Origin of the sequence: Streptomyces sp. NPDC048643, from assembly GCF_040650615.1 — a bacterium.
GTDB lineage: Bacteria > Actinomycetota > Actinomycetes > Streptomycetales > Streptomycetaceae > Streptomyces.
This window is the reverse complement of the sequence record NZ_JBEZHO010000060.1, coordinates 14832-30741: the sequence shown is the minus strand read 5'-3', so window position 1 is coordinate 30741 and position 15910 is coordinate 14832. Positions and strand designations below refer to the sequence as shown.

The 15910-nt window shown below is 72.7% G+C and carries 16 protein-coding genes; 8 read left to right on the top strand and 8 right to left on the bottom strand.

Translation table 11 applies throughout. The features are described 5' to 3' along the window. Positions 1–25: 25 nt before the first annotated feature. Positions 26–463, bottom strand: a complete 438-nt coding sequence (locus AB0C62_RS36860; protein WP_362980827.1) for an SPW repeat protein — start codon at positions 461–463, stop codon at positions 26–28. A 205-nt stretch (positions 464–668) separates the two neighbouring features. Continuing rightward, complete coding sequence (locus tag AB0C62_RS36855) at positions 669–1271, bottom strand: TetR/AcrR family transcriptional regulator (protein WP_362980825.1); 603 nt, start codon at positions 1269–1271, stop codon at positions 669–671. 168 nt (positions 1272–1439) lie between these two features. On the opposite strand from AB0C62_RS36855, the gene AB0C62_RS36850 reads away from it, so the two are divergent. The 6 genes from AB0C62_RS36850 to AB0C62_RS36825 all read left to right on the top strand — a co-directional run bounded on the left by AB0C62_RS36850 (position 1440) and on the right by AB0C62_RS36825 (position 7924). Then, positions 1440–2252, top strand: a complete 813-nt coding sequence (locus AB0C62_RS36850; protein WP_362980823.1) for an MBL fold metallo-hydrolase — start codon at positions 1440–1442, stop codon at positions 2250–2252. Between the two features lie 237 nt (positions 2253–2489). Further along, positions 2490–3812, top strand: a complete 1323-nt coding sequence (locus AB0C62_RS36845) for an FAD-dependent oxidoreductase (RefSeq protein WP_362980821.1) — start codon at positions 2490–2492, stop codon at positions 3810–3812. After that, positions 3809–4540 carry a DUF1365 domain-containing protein gene (locus tag AB0C62_RS36840; RefSeq protein ID WP_362980820.1) on the top strand — a complete coding sequence of 244 codons (732 nt, stop codon included), beginning with the start codon at positions 3809–3811 and terminating at the stop codon, positions 4538–4540. Before AB0C62_RS36845 ends, AB0C62_RS36840 begins: the two co-directional genes overlap by 4 nt. Further along, positions 4537–5805 carry a cyclopropane-fatty-acyl-phospholipid synthase family protein gene (locus AB0C62_RS36835; RefSeq protein ID WP_362980818.1) on the top strand — a complete coding sequence of 423 codons (1269 nt, stop codon included), beginning with the start codon at positions 4537–4539 and terminating at the stop codon, positions 5803–5805. Before AB0C62_RS36840 ends, AB0C62_RS36835 begins: the two co-directional genes overlap by 4 nt. Next, a complete protein-coding gene (locus tag AB0C62_RS36830; RefSeq protein ID WP_362980816.1) occupies positions 5802–7121 on the top strand; it encodes a cyclopropane-fatty-acyl-phospholipid synthase family protein in 1320 nt (439 codons plus the stop codon). The genes AB0C62_RS36835 and AB0C62_RS36830 overlap by 4 nt, the downstream gene beginning before the upstream one ends. Next, positions 7118–7924, top strand: coding sequence for a DUF1295 domain-containing protein (locus AB0C62_RS36825; protein WP_362980814.1), 807 nt, complete (start codon positions 7118–7120; stop codon positions 7922–7924). The genes AB0C62_RS36830 and AB0C62_RS36825 overlap by 4 nt, the downstream gene beginning before the upstream one ends. A 101-nt stretch (positions 7925–8025) precedes the next feature. Here the strand turns inward: AB0C62_RS36825 and AB0C62_RS36820 are convergent, their stop codons facing one another. From AB0C62_RS36820 to AB0C62_RS36810, 3 genes are all read right to left on the bottom strand, one after another. After that, entirely contained in the window at positions 8026–8778 is a 753-nt protein-coding gene (locus AB0C62_RS36820; RefSeq protein ID WP_362980812.1) for an anti-sigma factor, read from the bottom strand. Next, on the bottom strand, positions 8775–9359 hold the full coding sequence (locus AB0C62_RS36815; protein WP_362980810.1) for a sigma-70 family RNA polymerase sigma factor: 585 nt from the start codon (positions 9357–9359) through the stop codon (positions 8775–8777). The genes AB0C62_RS36820 and AB0C62_RS36815 overlap by 4 nt, the downstream gene beginning before the upstream one ends. A 168-nt stretch (positions 9360–9527) precedes the next feature. Beyond that, a complete protein-coding gene (locus AB0C62_RS36810; protein WP_362980808.1) occupies positions 9528–10121 on the bottom strand; it encodes a sigma-70 family RNA polymerase sigma factor in 594 nt (197 codons plus the stop codon). Positions 10122–10232: 111 nt separating this feature from the next. Between AB0C62_RS36810 and AB0C62_RS36805 the strand changes: the two genes are divergently transcribed. After that, the gene (locus tag AB0C62_RS36805) at positions 10233–11234 is read left to right on the top strand and encodes a MerR family transcriptional regulator (protein ID WP_362980807.1); all 1002 of its coding nucleotides are present in this window, start codon (positions 10233–10235) and stop codon (positions 11232–11234) included. 56 nt (positions 11235–11290) lie between these two features. Here AB0C62_RS36805 and AB0C62_RS36800 read toward each other — a convergent pair whose 3' ends face one another. The 3 genes from AB0C62_RS36800 to AB0C62_RS36790 form a co-directional block, all read right to left on the bottom strand. Then, complete coding sequence (locus AB0C62_RS36800; RefSeq protein ID WP_362980805.1) at positions 11291–12028, bottom strand: DUF4142 domain-containing protein; 738 nt, start codon at positions 12026–12028, stop codon at positions 11291–11293. Between the two features lie 205 nt (positions 12029–12233). Then, a complete protein-coding gene (locus AB0C62_RS36795) occupies positions 12234–13610 on the bottom strand; it encodes a deoxyribodipyrimidine photo-lyase (protein WP_362980803.1) in 1377 nt (458 codons plus the stop codon). 76 nt (positions 13611–13686) lie between these two features. Next, on the bottom strand, positions 13687–15216 hold the full coding sequence (locus AB0C62_RS36790; RefSeq protein ID WP_362980801.1) for an SDR family oxidoreductase: 1530 nt from the start codon (positions 15214–15216) through the stop codon (positions 13687–13689). 152 nt (positions 15217–15368) lie between these two features. Between AB0C62_RS36790 and AB0C62_RS36785 the strand changes: the two genes are divergently transcribed. Further along, entirely contained in the window at positions 15369–15890 is a 522-nt protein-coding gene (locus tag AB0C62_RS36785) for a MarR family winged helix-turn-helix transcriptional regulator (RefSeq protein WP_362980799.1), read from the top strand. Positions 15891–15910 lie beyond the last annotated feature (20 nt).

Here is a 15910-nt window from a genome sequence, read left to right as displayed (position 1 = left end):
CTTCGGTCGCGCGACCTGACGGGCGCTACCTCCGGCCGCCTCCGGTCGCCGTGAGCGCGCACACCGCGCCGAGGGCGACGGCGATCGCGCCGATGATGATGCTGTTGACCACCACTCCGGTGTCCGGGTTGGTGCCGACGATCCACGGCGAGATGATCATCCACGCGCCCATCGCGCAGATCGCCCAGCTGAGGCCGTACATCCGCTCCGGTGTGACGGTGAACCCGAGGGCCAGCACCGCTATCGCGATGCCCATGATCAGGTTGTGGGTCGCCAGGGCGGGCTGGCTCGACGTGTAGTGCAGGATCCACGGTGACACGGCGCAGTACAGGCCGAGCAGGAACACCGGCCCGTCCACGAGTGCGACGTCGCGGCCGCCCATCACGCGGTCGTACCGGGCACGCATCTCCGATGCGTCGGGGTGGCCGGTGATGTCGCCGGTGTGATGCGAGACGTTGGCCATGACTCGTCTCCTCCGATCTGGTTCGATCCGATCTCCACGACCCGACCGTGCCCGAGAGGGTGTGCGGTCAGGACCGCATACTTCAGTCTGCTCTTATTTCTCCCTTATGTGTAGGGATGTCGGCTTCGAAATGAGGCGGGGCCGGCGGGCGCGCGTTTCGCCGGCCGGATCGGTTCGGCGCGTGCCGCATGGTCGGAGCGCAGCGTCAGACGGCGATCAGCAGACGGGCGATCGCGCGGCGCGCTCGCGCCGGCGCCTGGGGGTCGCGGTGCAGCTGAATCGCCTGATCGGCCGCCAGGATCACACCGCCCAGCTCGAAGACGAGCTGGGTCACGTCGGTGCGCGCGGGGAGTTGTCCGGTCCCGATCGCGGTGTCCAGTTCCGCCGTGACGTACGCCGTCCACGCGGTCAGCGCGTCGAGGACCGCGTCCCTGACCGGCCCGGGGCGGCCGTCGAACTCGCTCGCCACCGAGGTGAGGAAACACCCTCCGTGGCCCTCGTCCTCGGCCATGTAGGAGATCCACTCGTCGAAGGCGCGCGCCAGTCGCTCCGTGCCGGGCCGCGCGCCGACGGCCCGCCCCGGCACCCGCAGCCGGAACCGCTCGACCGCCGCGTCCAGCGTGGCGAGCTGGAGCGCCTCCTTGCTGCCGAAGTGGCCGATCACGCCCGCCTTGCTCATGCCCAGGCCGGTGGCGAGGCGTCCGATCGTGAGCCCTTCGAGGCCCTCGGTCGAGGCCAGGGTCAAGGCGCTCCCGAGGATCCGGTCGCGGGTGGCGGCGGTTTCGGCGACGGACTTGCGCGGGCTCATACGGACAGCTTAACCTCACGACCGTTCGCTTTTAGCGTACGAGCGTTCGTTATGTAACCGGGAAGAGCGGGCGGTCGGCACGCCTCGTCGCCCGTCGCCCGTGCCGGGGCTCTTCCCGCCCGGGCACCGCTCCACCGACAGCATCAGCGGCCCCCGAAGGGACTCATCGTGAAGATCCACCATCTCAACTGCGGCTCCCTGCGCACGATCGACAGTGAGGAGGGAAGCCTGCCCGCCGTCTGTCACTGCCTGCTGGTCGAGACCGACCGCGACGGGCTCGTCCTCGTCGAGAGCGGGATCGGTACGGCCGACGTGGCGCGCCCCGAGCAGAACCTCGGAGCCGACTTCCTCGGCCGCGCCCAGCCGGTCCTGGACCTCGCGGAGACCGCGCTGCACCAGGTCACCGCTCTGGGCTTCCGTCCCGAGGACGTCCGGCACGTCGTGCTCACTCATCTCGACCTCGACCACGCCGGCGGACTCCCCGACTTCCCCTGGACCAAGGTCCACCTGAGCGAGGCGGAGCACCGCGCGGCGATGGCGGCACCGGGGGTCCACCCCGAGGACCGCGCCCGCTACCGCCCGGCCCAGTGGGCCCACCGCCCGAACTGGGTCACGTACGCGGGGTCCGCGGGGGACCCCTGGTTCGGGTTCGACGCGGTCCGTCCGCTGGAGGGGATGGACGCCGAGATCCTGCTCGTCCCGCTCGGCGGGCACACCCGCGGCCACAGCGCGATAGCCGTCCAGGACGGCGGGCGCCGGCTCCTGCACTGCGGGGACGCCTACTACTTCCACCGCGAGATCGACCCCGACCGTCCCGAGGGCCACCCCGGGACGGACCTGCTCCAGCAGCTCACCGAGGTGGACCGGCCCCTGCGGCTCGCCAACCACGCCCGGCTGCGGGAACTCGTCCGCCTGCACGGCGACACGGTCGAGGTCTTCAGCGCGCACGACCCCTGGGAGCTGGCCAGGTACACCGGCTGAGCCAGGACCCGGGGCGGCACCCCGACGCGCTTGTGTCCGCCGCCCTCGGCATCCCGCGACCACTCCAGCAGGCGATCCTCCCCGCTCCTCCCCGCCCTGCTCCGATGCCCTCCCTACCGCCTTCCGGGGTCCGCTCAGCTGATTTGAGGAAGATCGCGCCCGAGGCAATCCGTGGAGGGCCCAGCTTCGGAATACCACCGAGAGCTCTGACGAGGAGCCGGGCGGGAGGAAACGACGATGGACAGGTCCGCAGACGCTTCGGACGGCGACGCGGGGCGCGCCGGACGGCGAGAGGCGGGACGTACGGCCGTGATCGGCGGGGGAGTGGCCGGCCTCACCGCCGCGCACGTGCTGGGCCGGACGCGGTCCGTGACGGTCTACGAGGCGGACGACCGGCTCGGCGGTCACGCGCACACCCACGACCTGGCCTCGTCCGACGGGCGGGTGCACCGCGTCGACTCGGGCTTCATCGTGCACAACCACCGCACCTACCCCCATCTCCTGCGGCTGTTCGCCGAACTGGGCGTCGCCACCCAGGAGTCCGAGATGAGCATGTCCGTACGCTGCGAGGGATGCGGCCTCGAGTACGCGGGCGCCCGTGGGCCCGCGGGTCTCTTCCCCCGGCCCGGCAACGCCCTGCGCGGCCCGTACCTGCGCATGCTCACCGAGGTGCCGGCCTTCCACCGGGCCGCCCGCCGCCTGCTCGCCGAGGGGACCGAGGACGGCGAGGACTCCCTCACCCTGGGCGAGTTCCTGGTCCGGCAGCGCTTCTCCGCCTACTTCACCCGGCACTTCATGACCCCGCTCGTCTCCGCGGTCTGGTCCTGCGACGCCGCCACCGCCCGCCGCTACCCGGCCGCCTACCTGTTCCGTTTCATGGACCACCACGGCATGCTCTCCGTGGGCGACTCACCGGTCTGGCGCACGGTGACCGGCGGTTCCCGCTCCTACGTCGACCTGCTGGCCAAGCAGCTCGACGCCGTGCACACCTCCGCCCCCGTCCGGGCCGTCCGCCGGCACAGCGACGGAGTGGACATCACCACCGAGGACGGCACCACCGCCTCGTACGACTCCGTGGTGGTCGCCGTCCACCCCGACCAGGCGCTGCGGCTGCTCGCCGACCCCAGCGAGATGGAGCGTGAGGTGCTCGGCGCGTTCCGCTACTCGCGCAACGCCACGCTCCTGCACACCGACACCACCTTGCTGCCCCGAGCCCGCGGAGCGCGCGCCTCCTGGAACTACCTGATGCCCGACTGCGACGCCGGCGCGGACCGGGTCCGGGTGAGCTACGACATGAACCGTCTCCAGCGGCTCGACGCCCCCGAGACCTATGTCGTCACCCTCGGCGGCGGCGACCGTGTCGACCCGACCCGGGTGCTGGCCCGCATGGAGTACGAACACCCCGTGTACACCCCCGAGTCGGTCGCCGCACAGCGACAACTCCCCGCTCTCAACAGCCCCGTGACCGCCTACGCCGGCGCCTACCACGGCTGGGGCTTCCATGAGGACGGCTGCCGCTCCGGTGTAGAGGCCGCGGCCGCACTGGGGGTGACCTGGTGACCGCGGCCCCCGCCCTCTACCCCTGCACGGTCGCCCACATACGGACCGCGCCCAGCCGGTACGCGCTGCGCCACCGCACCTACATGTGGCTGACCGACCCCGACCGGCCGCCGGAACTGCCCCTGCTGCTGCGCCCGTTGGCTCGGTTCGATGCCCGCGACCACTTCGACGGCGCCCAACCGACCATCCGCGCCGGCCTGGACCGGTACCTCGCGTCGCACGGCATCGACCTGCTCGGCGGCGACGTGCTGATGCTCGCCCACGCCCGCGTCCTAGGCCACGTCTTCAACCCGCTGACCCTGTACTGGTGCCACGACCCGGACGGCACCCAGCGCTGCGTCGTCGCCGAGGTGCACAACACCTACGGCGAACGGCACACCTACCTGCTGCACCCCGACGGCAGCGACACCGCGCGGACCCGCAAGGAGTTCTACGTCTCGCCGTTCTTCCCCGTCGACGGCGCGTACCGGATGCGGCTGCCCGAGCCCGACAGCCGACTGAACCTGACGGTACATCTGGAACGCGCGGGAACCCGTCCCTTCACCGCGACCGTACGCGGAACGCGCCGGACGGCCACCGTCGGCGCGCTGCTGCGTCAGGCGCTGCGCCACCCCTGGTCCACCGTCGCCGTGTCCGCCGCCATCCGGCTGCACGGCGTCCGCCTGTATCTGCGGGGACTGCCCGTGCAGCCCCGCACCCCTCGTCGAACCCAGGAGAACGTGAAATGAGGACAGCCGAGTCCTGCCCCGTCGAGACGCCACGACTGGACACCGACCCGGACAGCTGGCCGGACGTGGTGACGCGACCGGACGCCTCGCGCGCCCGCACCGCCGTCACCCGCGCCGTCCTGCGCCGAGCACTCGAACGCCTGCCCCTGCAGGCCCGGTTCGCCGACGGAACCCGCGTCGGCCTCGGCGGCCCGGTCATCGACATCCACGATCCGGCAGCCTTCCACGCCCGCATCGGCACCACCGGACTCATCGGCTTCGGCGAGTCCTACATGGCGGGGGAGTGGGACGCGCCCGACCTGGTCGCCGCGCTCACCGTGCTCGCCGGGAACGCGGCCGGACTGATCCCCGCCCCCCTTCAGAAACTGCGGGGACTCTGGGCGCTGCGCCGGCCCGACATGCAGCGCAACACCCCCACTGGCGCCCGCGACAACATCAGCCGCCACTACGACCTGTCCAACGACCTGTTCGCGCTCTTCCTGGACGACACCCTCAGCTACTCCGCGGCGCTCTTCCGCGGCTTCCCCGCCACCTGGGACCTGCTCCCCGCCGCCCAACACCGCAAGATCGACCGCCTCCTCGACCTCGCCGAGGTCGGCCCCGGCACCCGCCTGCTCGAAATCGGCACCGGATGGGGCGAGTTGGCGATACGAGGCGCCGCGCGCGGAGCGCACGTCACCTCGCTCACCCTGTCCCGCGAACAACGCGACCTGGCCCGCCGACGCGTCCGCGAGGCCGGACTCGACGACCGCGTCGACATCGAACTGTGCGACTACCGCGAGGCCGTGGGGACCTACGAGGCCGTGGTCAGCGTCGAGATGATCGAGGCCGTGGGCGAGGAGTTCTGGCCCACCTACTTCGCGACCCTCGACGCCCTGCTCGTCCCCGGCGGCCGCGTCGCGCTCCAGGCGATCACCATGCCGCACGACCGGATGCGTGCCTCACGCGACACCTTCACCTGGATCCAGAAGTACATCTTCCCCGGCGGACTGCTGCCCTCGGTGGAAGCCGTGGAGGACGTGACCCGCGAGCACACCAGGCTGCGCACCACCCGCAGGGACGCCTTCGGACACCACTACGCGGAGACCCTGCGCCTGTGGCGCGAGCGGTTCACGGAGCGGGCCGACGAGGTCGCGTCCCTCGGATTCGACGAGACCTTCCGCCGTATGTGGACCTTCTACCTCGCCTACTCCGAGGCCGGGTTCCGCTCCGGCTATCTCGACGTCCAGCAGTACCTGTTCACCAAGGAGGTCACCATCCCATGAGCACCGCGCCCGTCGCCCGCGCCGTCCGACGCGGCGCCGCCCAACGGCTCGCCGCCCTGGCCGAGGAGGCGCTCGGCGGCCCCCTCCCGCTGCGGGTGCGCGCCTGGGACGGCAGCGAGGCCGGACCGCCGGACACCCCCGTCGTCGTGGTGCGTTCGCGGCGCGCCCTGCGGCGGCTGCTCTGGCAGCCCGGCGAACTCGGCCTCGCACAGGCCTACGTCACCCGCGAACTCGACGTCGAGGGCGACCTCGCCGAGGCCCTGCGCGTGATGTGGGGAGCCGCCCGCGAACGCGGTCTGCACGCCCCCCGGATCGGCCTCGCCGACCGGGTCCAGGCCGTCGGAGCCGCCCTACGCCTCGGAGCCGTCGGCCCCCGACCCCCGACACCCGCCTCCCAGGCCCGCCTGCGCGGCGGTCTGCACAGCAGGTCCCGGGACCGGGCCGCCATCAGCCACCACTACGACCTGTCGAACGCGTTCTACCGCCTCCTCCTCGACGAGACGATGGCCTACTCCAGCGGCTACTGGACGAGCGAGGACCCCGGCTTCGGGCCCGCCGACGCCCAGCGCTCCAAGCTGGAGCTGATCTGCCGCAAGCTCGCCCTGGTGCCGGGAGCCCGGCTCCTGGACATCGGGTGCGGCTGGGGTTCCCTCACCCTGTACGCGGCGGAGGAGTACAAGACCCAGGTCACCGCCGTCACGCTGGCCGCCGAGCAGGCCGCGTACGTCCGCGAGCAGGTCCGGGAGCGGGGGCTGGAGCACCTCGTCGACGTGGTGTGCCAGGACTACCGGGACATCGAGGGCGGCGCCTACGACGCGGTCGCCACGGTGGAGATGGGCGAGCACGTCGGCGACGCCGAGTACCCGGCGTTCGCCGCTGCCCTGCGCCGGCTGGTCCGCCCCCAGGGGCGGGTGCTCGTGCAGCAGATGTCCCGCGGGTCGGTCGCCCCCGGCGGCGGCGCGTTCATCGAGGCGTACATCGCCCCCGACATGCACATGAGGCCGCTGGGGGAGACCGTCGGACTCCTGGAGGGCGCCGGACTCGAAGTGCGCTCCGTGGAATCGCTGCGCGAGCACTACGTCCGCACGGTCGCCGCCTGGCACCGCACCCTGGAGGAGCGGTGGGACGACTTCGTGCGGCTCGTCGGTGAGGAGACCGCCCGCGTGTGGCGGCTCTACCTGGTCGGCGGGGCGCTCGCCTTCGAGGAGCGCCGCATGGGCGTCGACCAGATCCTGAGTGTGCGGCCCACACCGGACGGGTCCGCCGGGATGCCCGCCGTTCCGCACACCTGGTACGCGGGCACGGACGAGCGATGAGCGGCTTCCCCTGGGCCGCGTTCGCCCAGAACCTCGGGTTCGCGGCCGCCGCCGCGTTCGCCGTCATGCTGGTCACGTTCGCGGTCGCCGTGCGCAAGGGACTGCACCGCATCGTGGACGTCGCCTGGGGGATCGGGTTCGCCGCGGTGGCCCTGGTCTCCTTCGCGGCGTCCGCCGGCGAGGGCGACGACGTACGACGTGTGCTGGTCACGGCCCTCACCGCCGTGTGGGGGCTGCGGCTGGCCGCGCACATCGCACGCCGCGGCCGGGGACACGGCGAGGACCCGCGCTACGAAGCGATGCTCGCGAAGGCCCCCGGCAACCGTGACCTCTACGCCCTGCGCATGGTGTACCTCCTGCAGGGCGCGCTGGTGTGGCTGGTGTCCCTGCCGGTCCAGGCGGCGCAGTACGTACCCGGGCCATTGACGGGATTCGCCTGGGCGGGCGTGGTGCTCTGGGCGTGCGGTCTGTTCTTCGAGGCGGTGGGCGACGCCCAGCTCGCCCGCTTCAAGAGGGACCCGGCCAACAAGGGCAAGGTCATGGACCGAGGCCTGTGGAGCTGGACCCGGCACCCCAACTACTTCGGCGACTTCTGCGTCTGGTGGGGCCTGTTCCTGTTCACCTGCGACAGCGGCGCCGCGGCCGCCGTGTCCGTGGTGTCCCCGCTGGTGATGAGCTACCTGCTCACCAAGGGCAGCGGCAAGCCCATGCTGGAACGGCACATGGCGCGGCGTCCCGGATTCGCCGAGTACGTGGCCCGGACCAGCGGCTTCTTCCCCCTGCCGCCGAAGCCGCGCCGCTGACCCCGGATGCCGGAAACACGTCGCCCCGCCGGGTTGGACCCGGCGGGGCGACGCGTCTCAGCCGTTCGTCCCCTCCCCCGAAAGCCTGGGGGGACGACCGCTCAGGCGGGGAAGTTCAGCAGGGCGACCGGATCGGAGGTGGGCTCGGCCGAGCCACCGGCCGGCTCCACCGTGATCCCCATCCCGGACGCCTCGTCCACGGAGCCCTTCATCAGCACCGCCTCCGTCGTCCAGGCCGGGTCCATCAGACCGGCGGACCGCATGGTCCCCGCGTCGTTGAACCACAGCTGGTAGACCTTGCCGGCCGGCGGCTTCGCCATCCCCGCGGCGACGAACACCGCCTGGTCCCGGCTCTGGGACACGACGACCGTGCCCCGTGCCCCGTCCGCCAGCGTCGCCGTACGCGACTTCGCGTCGGGCGCGGCGAGCACCGCGGCCACCTCGTTCGTCCGCCGCTCGGCCTGGCGCGCCTGCTGCCGCGCGTCCTCCGCGCGCTCGTGCTGCCACACCGCCGTGCCGCCGAGCCCGGCCGCCGCGGCCAGGCAGGCGGCGAGCGCCCACCGTGCGGGCCGCCTGCCGCGACCGGCCGGCCGACGGGGCGCGGTGACCGGAACGGTCCGCGGCGCCTCCTGCCGGACGGTGGTGATGGTCCGCAGCACGCTCTCCTTGAGCGCCGGGGCCGGTGTCTCGGTGACGGCCATACCGAGCCGTGCGGCGGCCTCCGTCAGCTCACGTACCTCCTGCGCGCAGGCCTCGCAGGCCTCGGCGTGCCGCTCGAACAGCTCGCGCTCGTCGTCGGCCAGGGCGTGCAGGGCGTACGCGCCGGTCAGCGTATGCAGGTCGACAGTGGTCACGCGGTCACCCCCAGGCAGTCACGGAGCCGGATCAGGCCGTCGCGCAGGCGCGTCTTGACCGTCCCGAGCGGAAGCGACAGCAGTTCGGCCACCTCCCGGTAGGTCAGACCGCGGTAGTACGCCAGGGTCACCGACTGGCGCTGGAGCTCGGTCAGCGTGCGCAGACAGCGCCGCACCTGCTCCCGCTCCAGGCGGGCCTCGACCTGCTCGGTCACCTCGTCGTACTCGCGCGTCCTGTCGAGCAGCGCGGCCTTGTGCTCGCGGGCCGCCGACGCCTCGACCGACCGGACCCGGTCCACGGCCCGCTGGTGGGCGAGGGTGAGGACCCAGTTCATCACCGAGCCCCGTTCGGGCCGGTAGCGGGCGGCCGTACGCCACGCCTCCACCAGAACCTCCTGGGCGACCTCCTCGGACTGGGCCCGGTCGCGCAGCACCCGGCGCACGATGCCGAGGACGGGGCCCGCCACGACGTCGTACAGCGAGGCGAACGCCTGCTGGTCGCCCCGGGCGACCCGGGCCATCAGTTCCGGCAGATCCGGCTCCGCAGACGGGTTTCTCCCGATCTCCACGGCTTCCTTCACGGTGTGGTCCTCCAGGACGCGCTGTTGATTCGCATGTGATCCGAAGCCGGTCGGCCGACGGATTGCCCCGCGGCCGGGAAAGTTCCGGACGGGTCGGTGGCCGGCGCGACGCGGAGCGGCCCGCCCGCGGGACCACGGGCCGGAGCGAGCGTCGCACGGGACCGGTGGTCAGACCTCCGCCGGCGACGGCAGACAGCGCCGCAGCTGGTGCAGACCCCGCCGCGCGTGGCTCTTGACCGTGCCCAGCGGCCAGCCGGTGCGCTGGGCGATCTGCGTCTGCGTGAGGTCCTCGTAGAACGCGAGCTGCAGCACCTCCCGCTGGGGCGGGGGCAGCTTGGACAGCTCGTGCCGCACCAGCACCCGGTCCAGCACCGCCTCGGGACGGGCTCGTCCCTCGTCGGACAGCGCCAGCAGGGCACCGGCCACGCCCACCAGCTCGGTGCGCCGGGTCCGTGCGGACAGGGCGTCGGCGATCTTCCGCCGGGTGATGCCGACGAGCCAGCCGGCCAGCGTGCCGCGGTCCGGACGAAAGCCCCGGCCGCCCCGCCACACGGCGAGGAACACCTGCTGTGTGACGTCCTCCGCCTCGCGCGGGTCGCCCAGCGAGCGGCGGGCGAGGGTGTGGACCAGCGGCGACCAGCGCCGGTAGACGGTGGCGAGGGCGGTCTCGTCGCCCTCGACGATGGCGCGCGCCAGGTCCGCGTCCGTGCCCGGGCCCGCAGGCCCGGTGGACCGCTGTGCGGCGGTCGCATCTGCGCTCATGGCACGCTCCTCGCTCCGGGCACCTCCTGCTCCGGGCCCCGACACCCCATCGTGTGAACCGTTGGACAGAAGCGACAACTCGCATCGTTTCTGCGTCGTATAGTCGGCCGTATGGGTGAGAGTGGGTCGGATCAGGAGCGGGGAGCGGGGGCCGTGTCCGTCGACGCGGGCGTCACCACGGGAGCGCTCGCCCGCCGGCTCGGCGTGTCACCCACCACTCTGCGGTCCTGGGACCGCCGGTACGGCGTGGGGCCCGCGGTCCGCTCCGACGGACGGCACCGCCGCTGGACGCCGCACGACGTCGCGATGCTGGAGGAGATGTGCCGGCTGACCTCCGCCGGCGTGCCGCCCGCCGAGGCGGCCAGGGCGGCGAAGGAGGGGGCCGACCCGACCCCGGCCGAGGCGAGGCCGCCGGCGGACGCGTACCGGTCCCGCTCGAAGGCGGCGGGCCCGCTTCCCCTCGGTGACGCCCGGCAGGAGTGCAAGGGACTGGCGCGCGCTGCCGTACGCCTCGACGCGCCCTCCGTGGACGACCAGCTGACCTCGCTCGTCGAGCGGCACGGCGTGGTCGTCGGCTGGGAGGAGGTGATGGTGCCGACCCTGCACGCGGTGGGACGCAAGTGGGAGTCCGCCGGTGACCGTTACGTCGAGGTGGAGCACCTGCTGTCCTGGCACATCTCCCGGGTGCTGCACCGTGCGTCCGGGCCGACGGACCCGTCCGGTCCGGACACGCCCCCGGTCGGACCGGTCGTGCTGGCGTGCGTCCCGGGCGAACAGCACTGCCTGCCCCTGGAAGCACTGCACGCCGGCCTGGTCGAACAGGGCCTGCCCACCCGGATGTTCGGGCCGGCCGTACCCCCGGAGGCGCTGACCGCGGCCGTACGGAGGCTCGGCCCGCTGGCCGTCGTGCTGTGGTCGCAGACGCGCTCCACCGCCGACCGCCCACTGGCCCGGCACATCGCCGCGACCAGTTGGGGCGTGAAAGGCGCCCGCCGCAACCCCGTCGTACTCCTGGGCGGGCCGGGCTGGGCCGGTCGGCCGGAGCAGGGAATGCTCCGGCCACCGGGACTGCGGGACGCGCTCACCACACTGGCGAGCCTGGCCGCGGGCTGAGCCGACCGGTCACCCGCGCGTGCGAGCCCCCGAAAGGCGCCCTCACGCGCCTCGATTCACCCCACCGTCGGCGTCGGCGTCGGCTTCGCGGCGCCCGACGACCCGCTCGCCGGCGGTGTCAGCACGACCATCGGCTCGCCGGGCTGCGGCGGGGGAGGGGTCAGGTTGTTCTTCGGCAGCTTCGGGTCCGTCGTCTCCTGGACGATCACCTGCTCGAAGTTCACCAGGCCGGTCTTCTCCATCACCGTGATGTGGTCCAGCACCGTGGAGTTGGCCTGGTTGGCGAGCTGGCGCACCAGCGTGTTCTCGGTCGTGGCGCGGACCTTCGCGATGACCGAGAAGATCTGACCGTGCGTCACCCGCAGGATGTTGGCGAGGTCGGTGTCGAACTTCTTGCCGCTGTCGCCGCTCAACGTCGCGACGAATCCCTGCTGTTGGGGCGACGGTTTGTTGGGCAGGGTGATGCCCAGCTGCTGGGCGATCTTGCGGCAGGCCGCGTCGAGCCCCGCGTGGCCCGAGACCAGATGCTGGCCCGCCGTGCGCACCGACGGAATGGTCCCCTTCTCCAGGGCCAGTTGACCCACGGGGTACTCCCACAGGCCGGCCGCGCGCACCTTGACGACGAAGTCGCGGTCGGCTTCGGTCAGCGGACCCGACGGCGGGTTCGCGATGATCCGTGTCGTGGCGCTGGACGTGGTCTGCACGCCCAGCATGGCCGGGTAGGCGAGCGCGGCGAGGGTCAGGGTCAACGCGCCGGTCACGAAGAGTGTTCCCGCGTTCCGTGCGATGCGCATCGAGCCTCCTGGCGGCCGGGGGCGGCGTCCGGAGCGGGTGCCCCGGCCCGCCGCGCGATGGATCCGGTGCTGACGGATCCGGTACGAGTGGTTCGGACGCCCACCAGTACGGCCGCACACCCGGGAGAAATCTCTACGGAGAGTAAAATTCTCGCCGTTCGCCGGATCGCCCGTCGACGCCGCGAGGAGCCGGCGGTCAGGTGCGTCAGTCGGTCAGGCCGCGGCCTTCCCTGAACCGCGCCAGCCCCTCGGGTAGTTCGACGATCGGGTCCGGATAGTCGAAGGCCGCCCGGTCCAGACCCTGGAGCTTCCACGGCTCGTGCACGGCACGCCCCTCCAGGCCCGCCAACTCCGGTACCCAGCGCCGCACGTACTCCCCGTCCGGGTCGTAGCGCTTGGCCTGGGTCACCGGGTTCAGGACGCGGTTGGGACGGCTGTCCGTGCCCGTGCCCGCCATCCACTGCCAGTTGAGCTGGTTGTTGGCGACGTCGCCGTCCACCAGCAGGTCCAGGAAATGCCGGGCGCCCACCCGCCAGTCCACGTACAGCGTCTTGACCAGGAAGCTCGCGGTGAGGAGGCGGCCCCGGTTGTGCATCCAGCCCTCGTGGCGCAACTGGCGCATCGCGGCGTCCACCACCGGATAGCCGGTGCGGCCCTCCCGCCACGCCTCGATGTCCTCGCGCGCCACCTCCTCCGAGCGCCAACGGTCGTGCCGTGTGCGGTAGTCGGCGGTGGACGCGTCGGGCCGGACGGCGAGCACCTGGTAGTGGAAGTCGCGCCACGCGAGCTGTCGTACGAACGCCTCGGCTCCCGGGCCGCCCGCCGCGGCCGAGCGGTGGACCAGTTCGACCGGCGAGAGCGTGCCGAAGTGCAGGTGCGGGGAGAGCCGGGAGGTCGCGTCGCCCGGCAGATCGTCGTGACGGTCCTCGTACGCCCCGATCCCGCCCCGCAGCCAGGCCGCGACCCGCTTCCTGCCCTCCGTCTCACCGCCGGCGGCGAGATCCGGGGACAGACCGGACACGTCCGAGCGGGCGGGGATCGCCTCCGAGCCGACGCCGTCCGGCACCCGGACGGCACGTGGAGCGGCGAGCGCGTCCCGGAGCGGCTGCCGCGCCCACTGGCGGTGGTACGGCGTGAAGACGGCGAAGTGGTCCGAGGACGCCGGAGTGACCGCGCCGGGCGCGACCGCGGTGACGACCGTCTCGTGGACGTGCAGGCGGCAGCCCTCGGCCTCCAGCGCCGCACGCAGGCGTTCCTCCCGGCGGTGCGCGTAGGCGCTGACGCCCGCCGCCATGTGCACCTCGTCCGCGTCGGCCTCGGCCACCACCTTGCACACCTCGGCCACCACGTCACCGGACCGCACCACCAGCCGCCCGCCGCGCTCGCGCAGCCCGGCGTCCAGATCGGTCAGGCAGTCGGCGAGGAACGCCATCCGGTTGGGGGCGGTGAACCCGGCCTCCGCGACGGCCTCGTCCCGCACGAACAGCGGCACCACCGCGTCGGAACCGTCGAGCGCGGCCCGCAGCGGCGGGTGGTCGTGCAGGCGCAGGTCCGAGGTGAACAGGACGATCGAGAGGGTCATGGCGTTGCTCCGGTGCAGGGCTGCGAGGGTACGGCGTCGGTCTGCTTCTGCTCGGCCGGCTCCGCCGGATGCGTGCTCAGCGGGTGAGCGCGGGTTCCTTCACCCCGCCGGGCGCGTTCTTGGCGGCGGCCTTGGCGATGTTGCGGGCCATGCCGCCGAACACGACGGAGTGGAACGGCGAGACACTCCACCAGTACATGTGGCCGAGCAGGCCGTGCGGGTGGAACAGGGCCCGCTGGTGGTAGCGGGTGCGCCCGTCGTCGTCCTTCTCCGCGTACATCTCCAGCCAGGCGAGGCCCGGCAGCCTCATCTCGGCGCGCAGCCGCAGCAGATGGCCGGGTTCGATCTCCTCCACCCGCCAGAAGTCGAGCGAGTCGCCCACCCGCAACCGATTGGCGTCCCGGCGGCCGCGGCGCAGCCCCACCCCGCCCACCGCCCGGTCGAGCCAGCCCCGCACGGCCCAGGCCAGCGGGAAGGAGTACCAGCCGTTGTCGCCCCCGATGCCCTCGATCACCCGCCACAGCGCCTCGGGCGAGGCGTCGACGGTCATCTCCCTGCGGTCGGTGTACAGGCTGCCGCCGGCCCAGTCCGGGTCGGTGGGCAGCGGGTCGCTCGACGTACCGGGGTAGGAGGCCGACGACCAGCGCGTGGTGACCTGCGCGTCCCGTACCCGCTGGAGCGCGAGGGCCACCGACGCGTCGAAGCCGATCGGCCGGCCGGGAGGGTCGGGCACGTAGCGGGCGATGTCGTGCTCGTGGCACACGACCTCGTGGCGCAGCGACTCGGTGAGCGGCTTCGCGATGGACGCGGGCACCGGGGTGACCAGTCCGACCCAGTGGCTGGACAGCCGCGGAGTGAGCACCGGCACCGGGAAGATGAGCCTGCGGGGCAGGCCCGCGATCGTCGCGTACCGGCGCATCATCTCCAGGTACGTCAGGACGTCGGGACCCCCGATGTCGAAGGCCCGGTTGACCTCGGCGGGCATGCCGGCGCTGCCGACGAGGGTGCGCAGCACGTCGCGCACGCCCATCGGCTGGATGCGGGTGCTCACCCAGCTCGGCGTGACCATCACCGGCAGCCGCTCGGTGAGATACCGCAGCATCTCGAAGGAGACCGAGCCGGAGCCGATGATCACCGCGGCGCGCAGCACCGTGGTCGGGACGCCCGAGTTCAGCAGGATGCGCCCCACCTCGGCCCGCGACCTGAGATGCGGGGACAGCTCCTCCTCCGGCACGCCCACGGGGGTCAGACCGCCCAGGTAGACGATGCGCGAGACGCCCGCCGCCTTGGCCTGCTCACCGAAGATCCGGGCCGCCCTGCGGTCGGTCTCCTCGAAGTCGTGGCCCGAGCCCAGAGCGTGCACGAGGTAGTACGCGACATCGATCCCCCGCATCGCGGAGGCGACGGACTCGGCATCGGTGACGTCCCCGCGCACCACCTCGGCCTCGCCCGCCCAGGGGTAGTCGCGGAGCTTGTCGGGGGAGCGGGCCAGACAGCGCACCTGGTGCCCTTCGGTCAACAGCTCGGGGACCAACCGTCCGCCGATGTAGCCGGTGGCACCGGTCACCAGACAGCGCAGTCCGGTGGGGGTGTCGTCGTCGCTCATGGGTCCTCCGTCGCTGGCCGCAGTCGCCCCCCGTCCGTTCCCCCTTGCTGATCCCTTCCACGCGGGCACCTCCCACGGATGCGCCGGACGGGCCCTCCCGGCAGGGGACGGCCGTACGCGGGACGCGCCGCCGACTTCTATAGGCTGACCGCGTGGCCAGAGCAGACGACTCCGACGACCGGACGGGTGAGCCGGACCCCGGTGGGGGACCGGAGCGCGAGCGCGGGGCGCCGACGGACCTCCAGGCCTTCGCCGTGCAGCTCCGCCGGATGAACGGCGAGGTCAACCGGGTGGTGCACGGCTTCGCCGGCGAACACGGACTGCACGCCACGGACGTCCAGGCACTCGCCGCGATCCTCGACGCCCCCGAACCGCTCACCCCCGGCCGGCTCAGGGAGCACCTCGGGCTCACCTCGGGTGCCGTCACGGCGTGCCTGGACCGGCTCGAACGCGCGGGGCACATCCGGCGTGTCAGGGAGAGCCCGGACCGCAGAGTGGTCCACCTGCACTGGGTCCCCGACGCCAAGTCCGCGGCCCGCGCCCACTTCCGGCCGCTCGCCGAGGTCACCGCGAGCGTGCGGTCCGGCTTCAGCGAGGACGAACTGTCGGTGGTCCTGCGGTTCCTGACGGCCATGAACGAACAGCTCTCCGTCGTGCGGTCCCCCGGGCGCTGACGCCCCTCGGCCGCTCACGC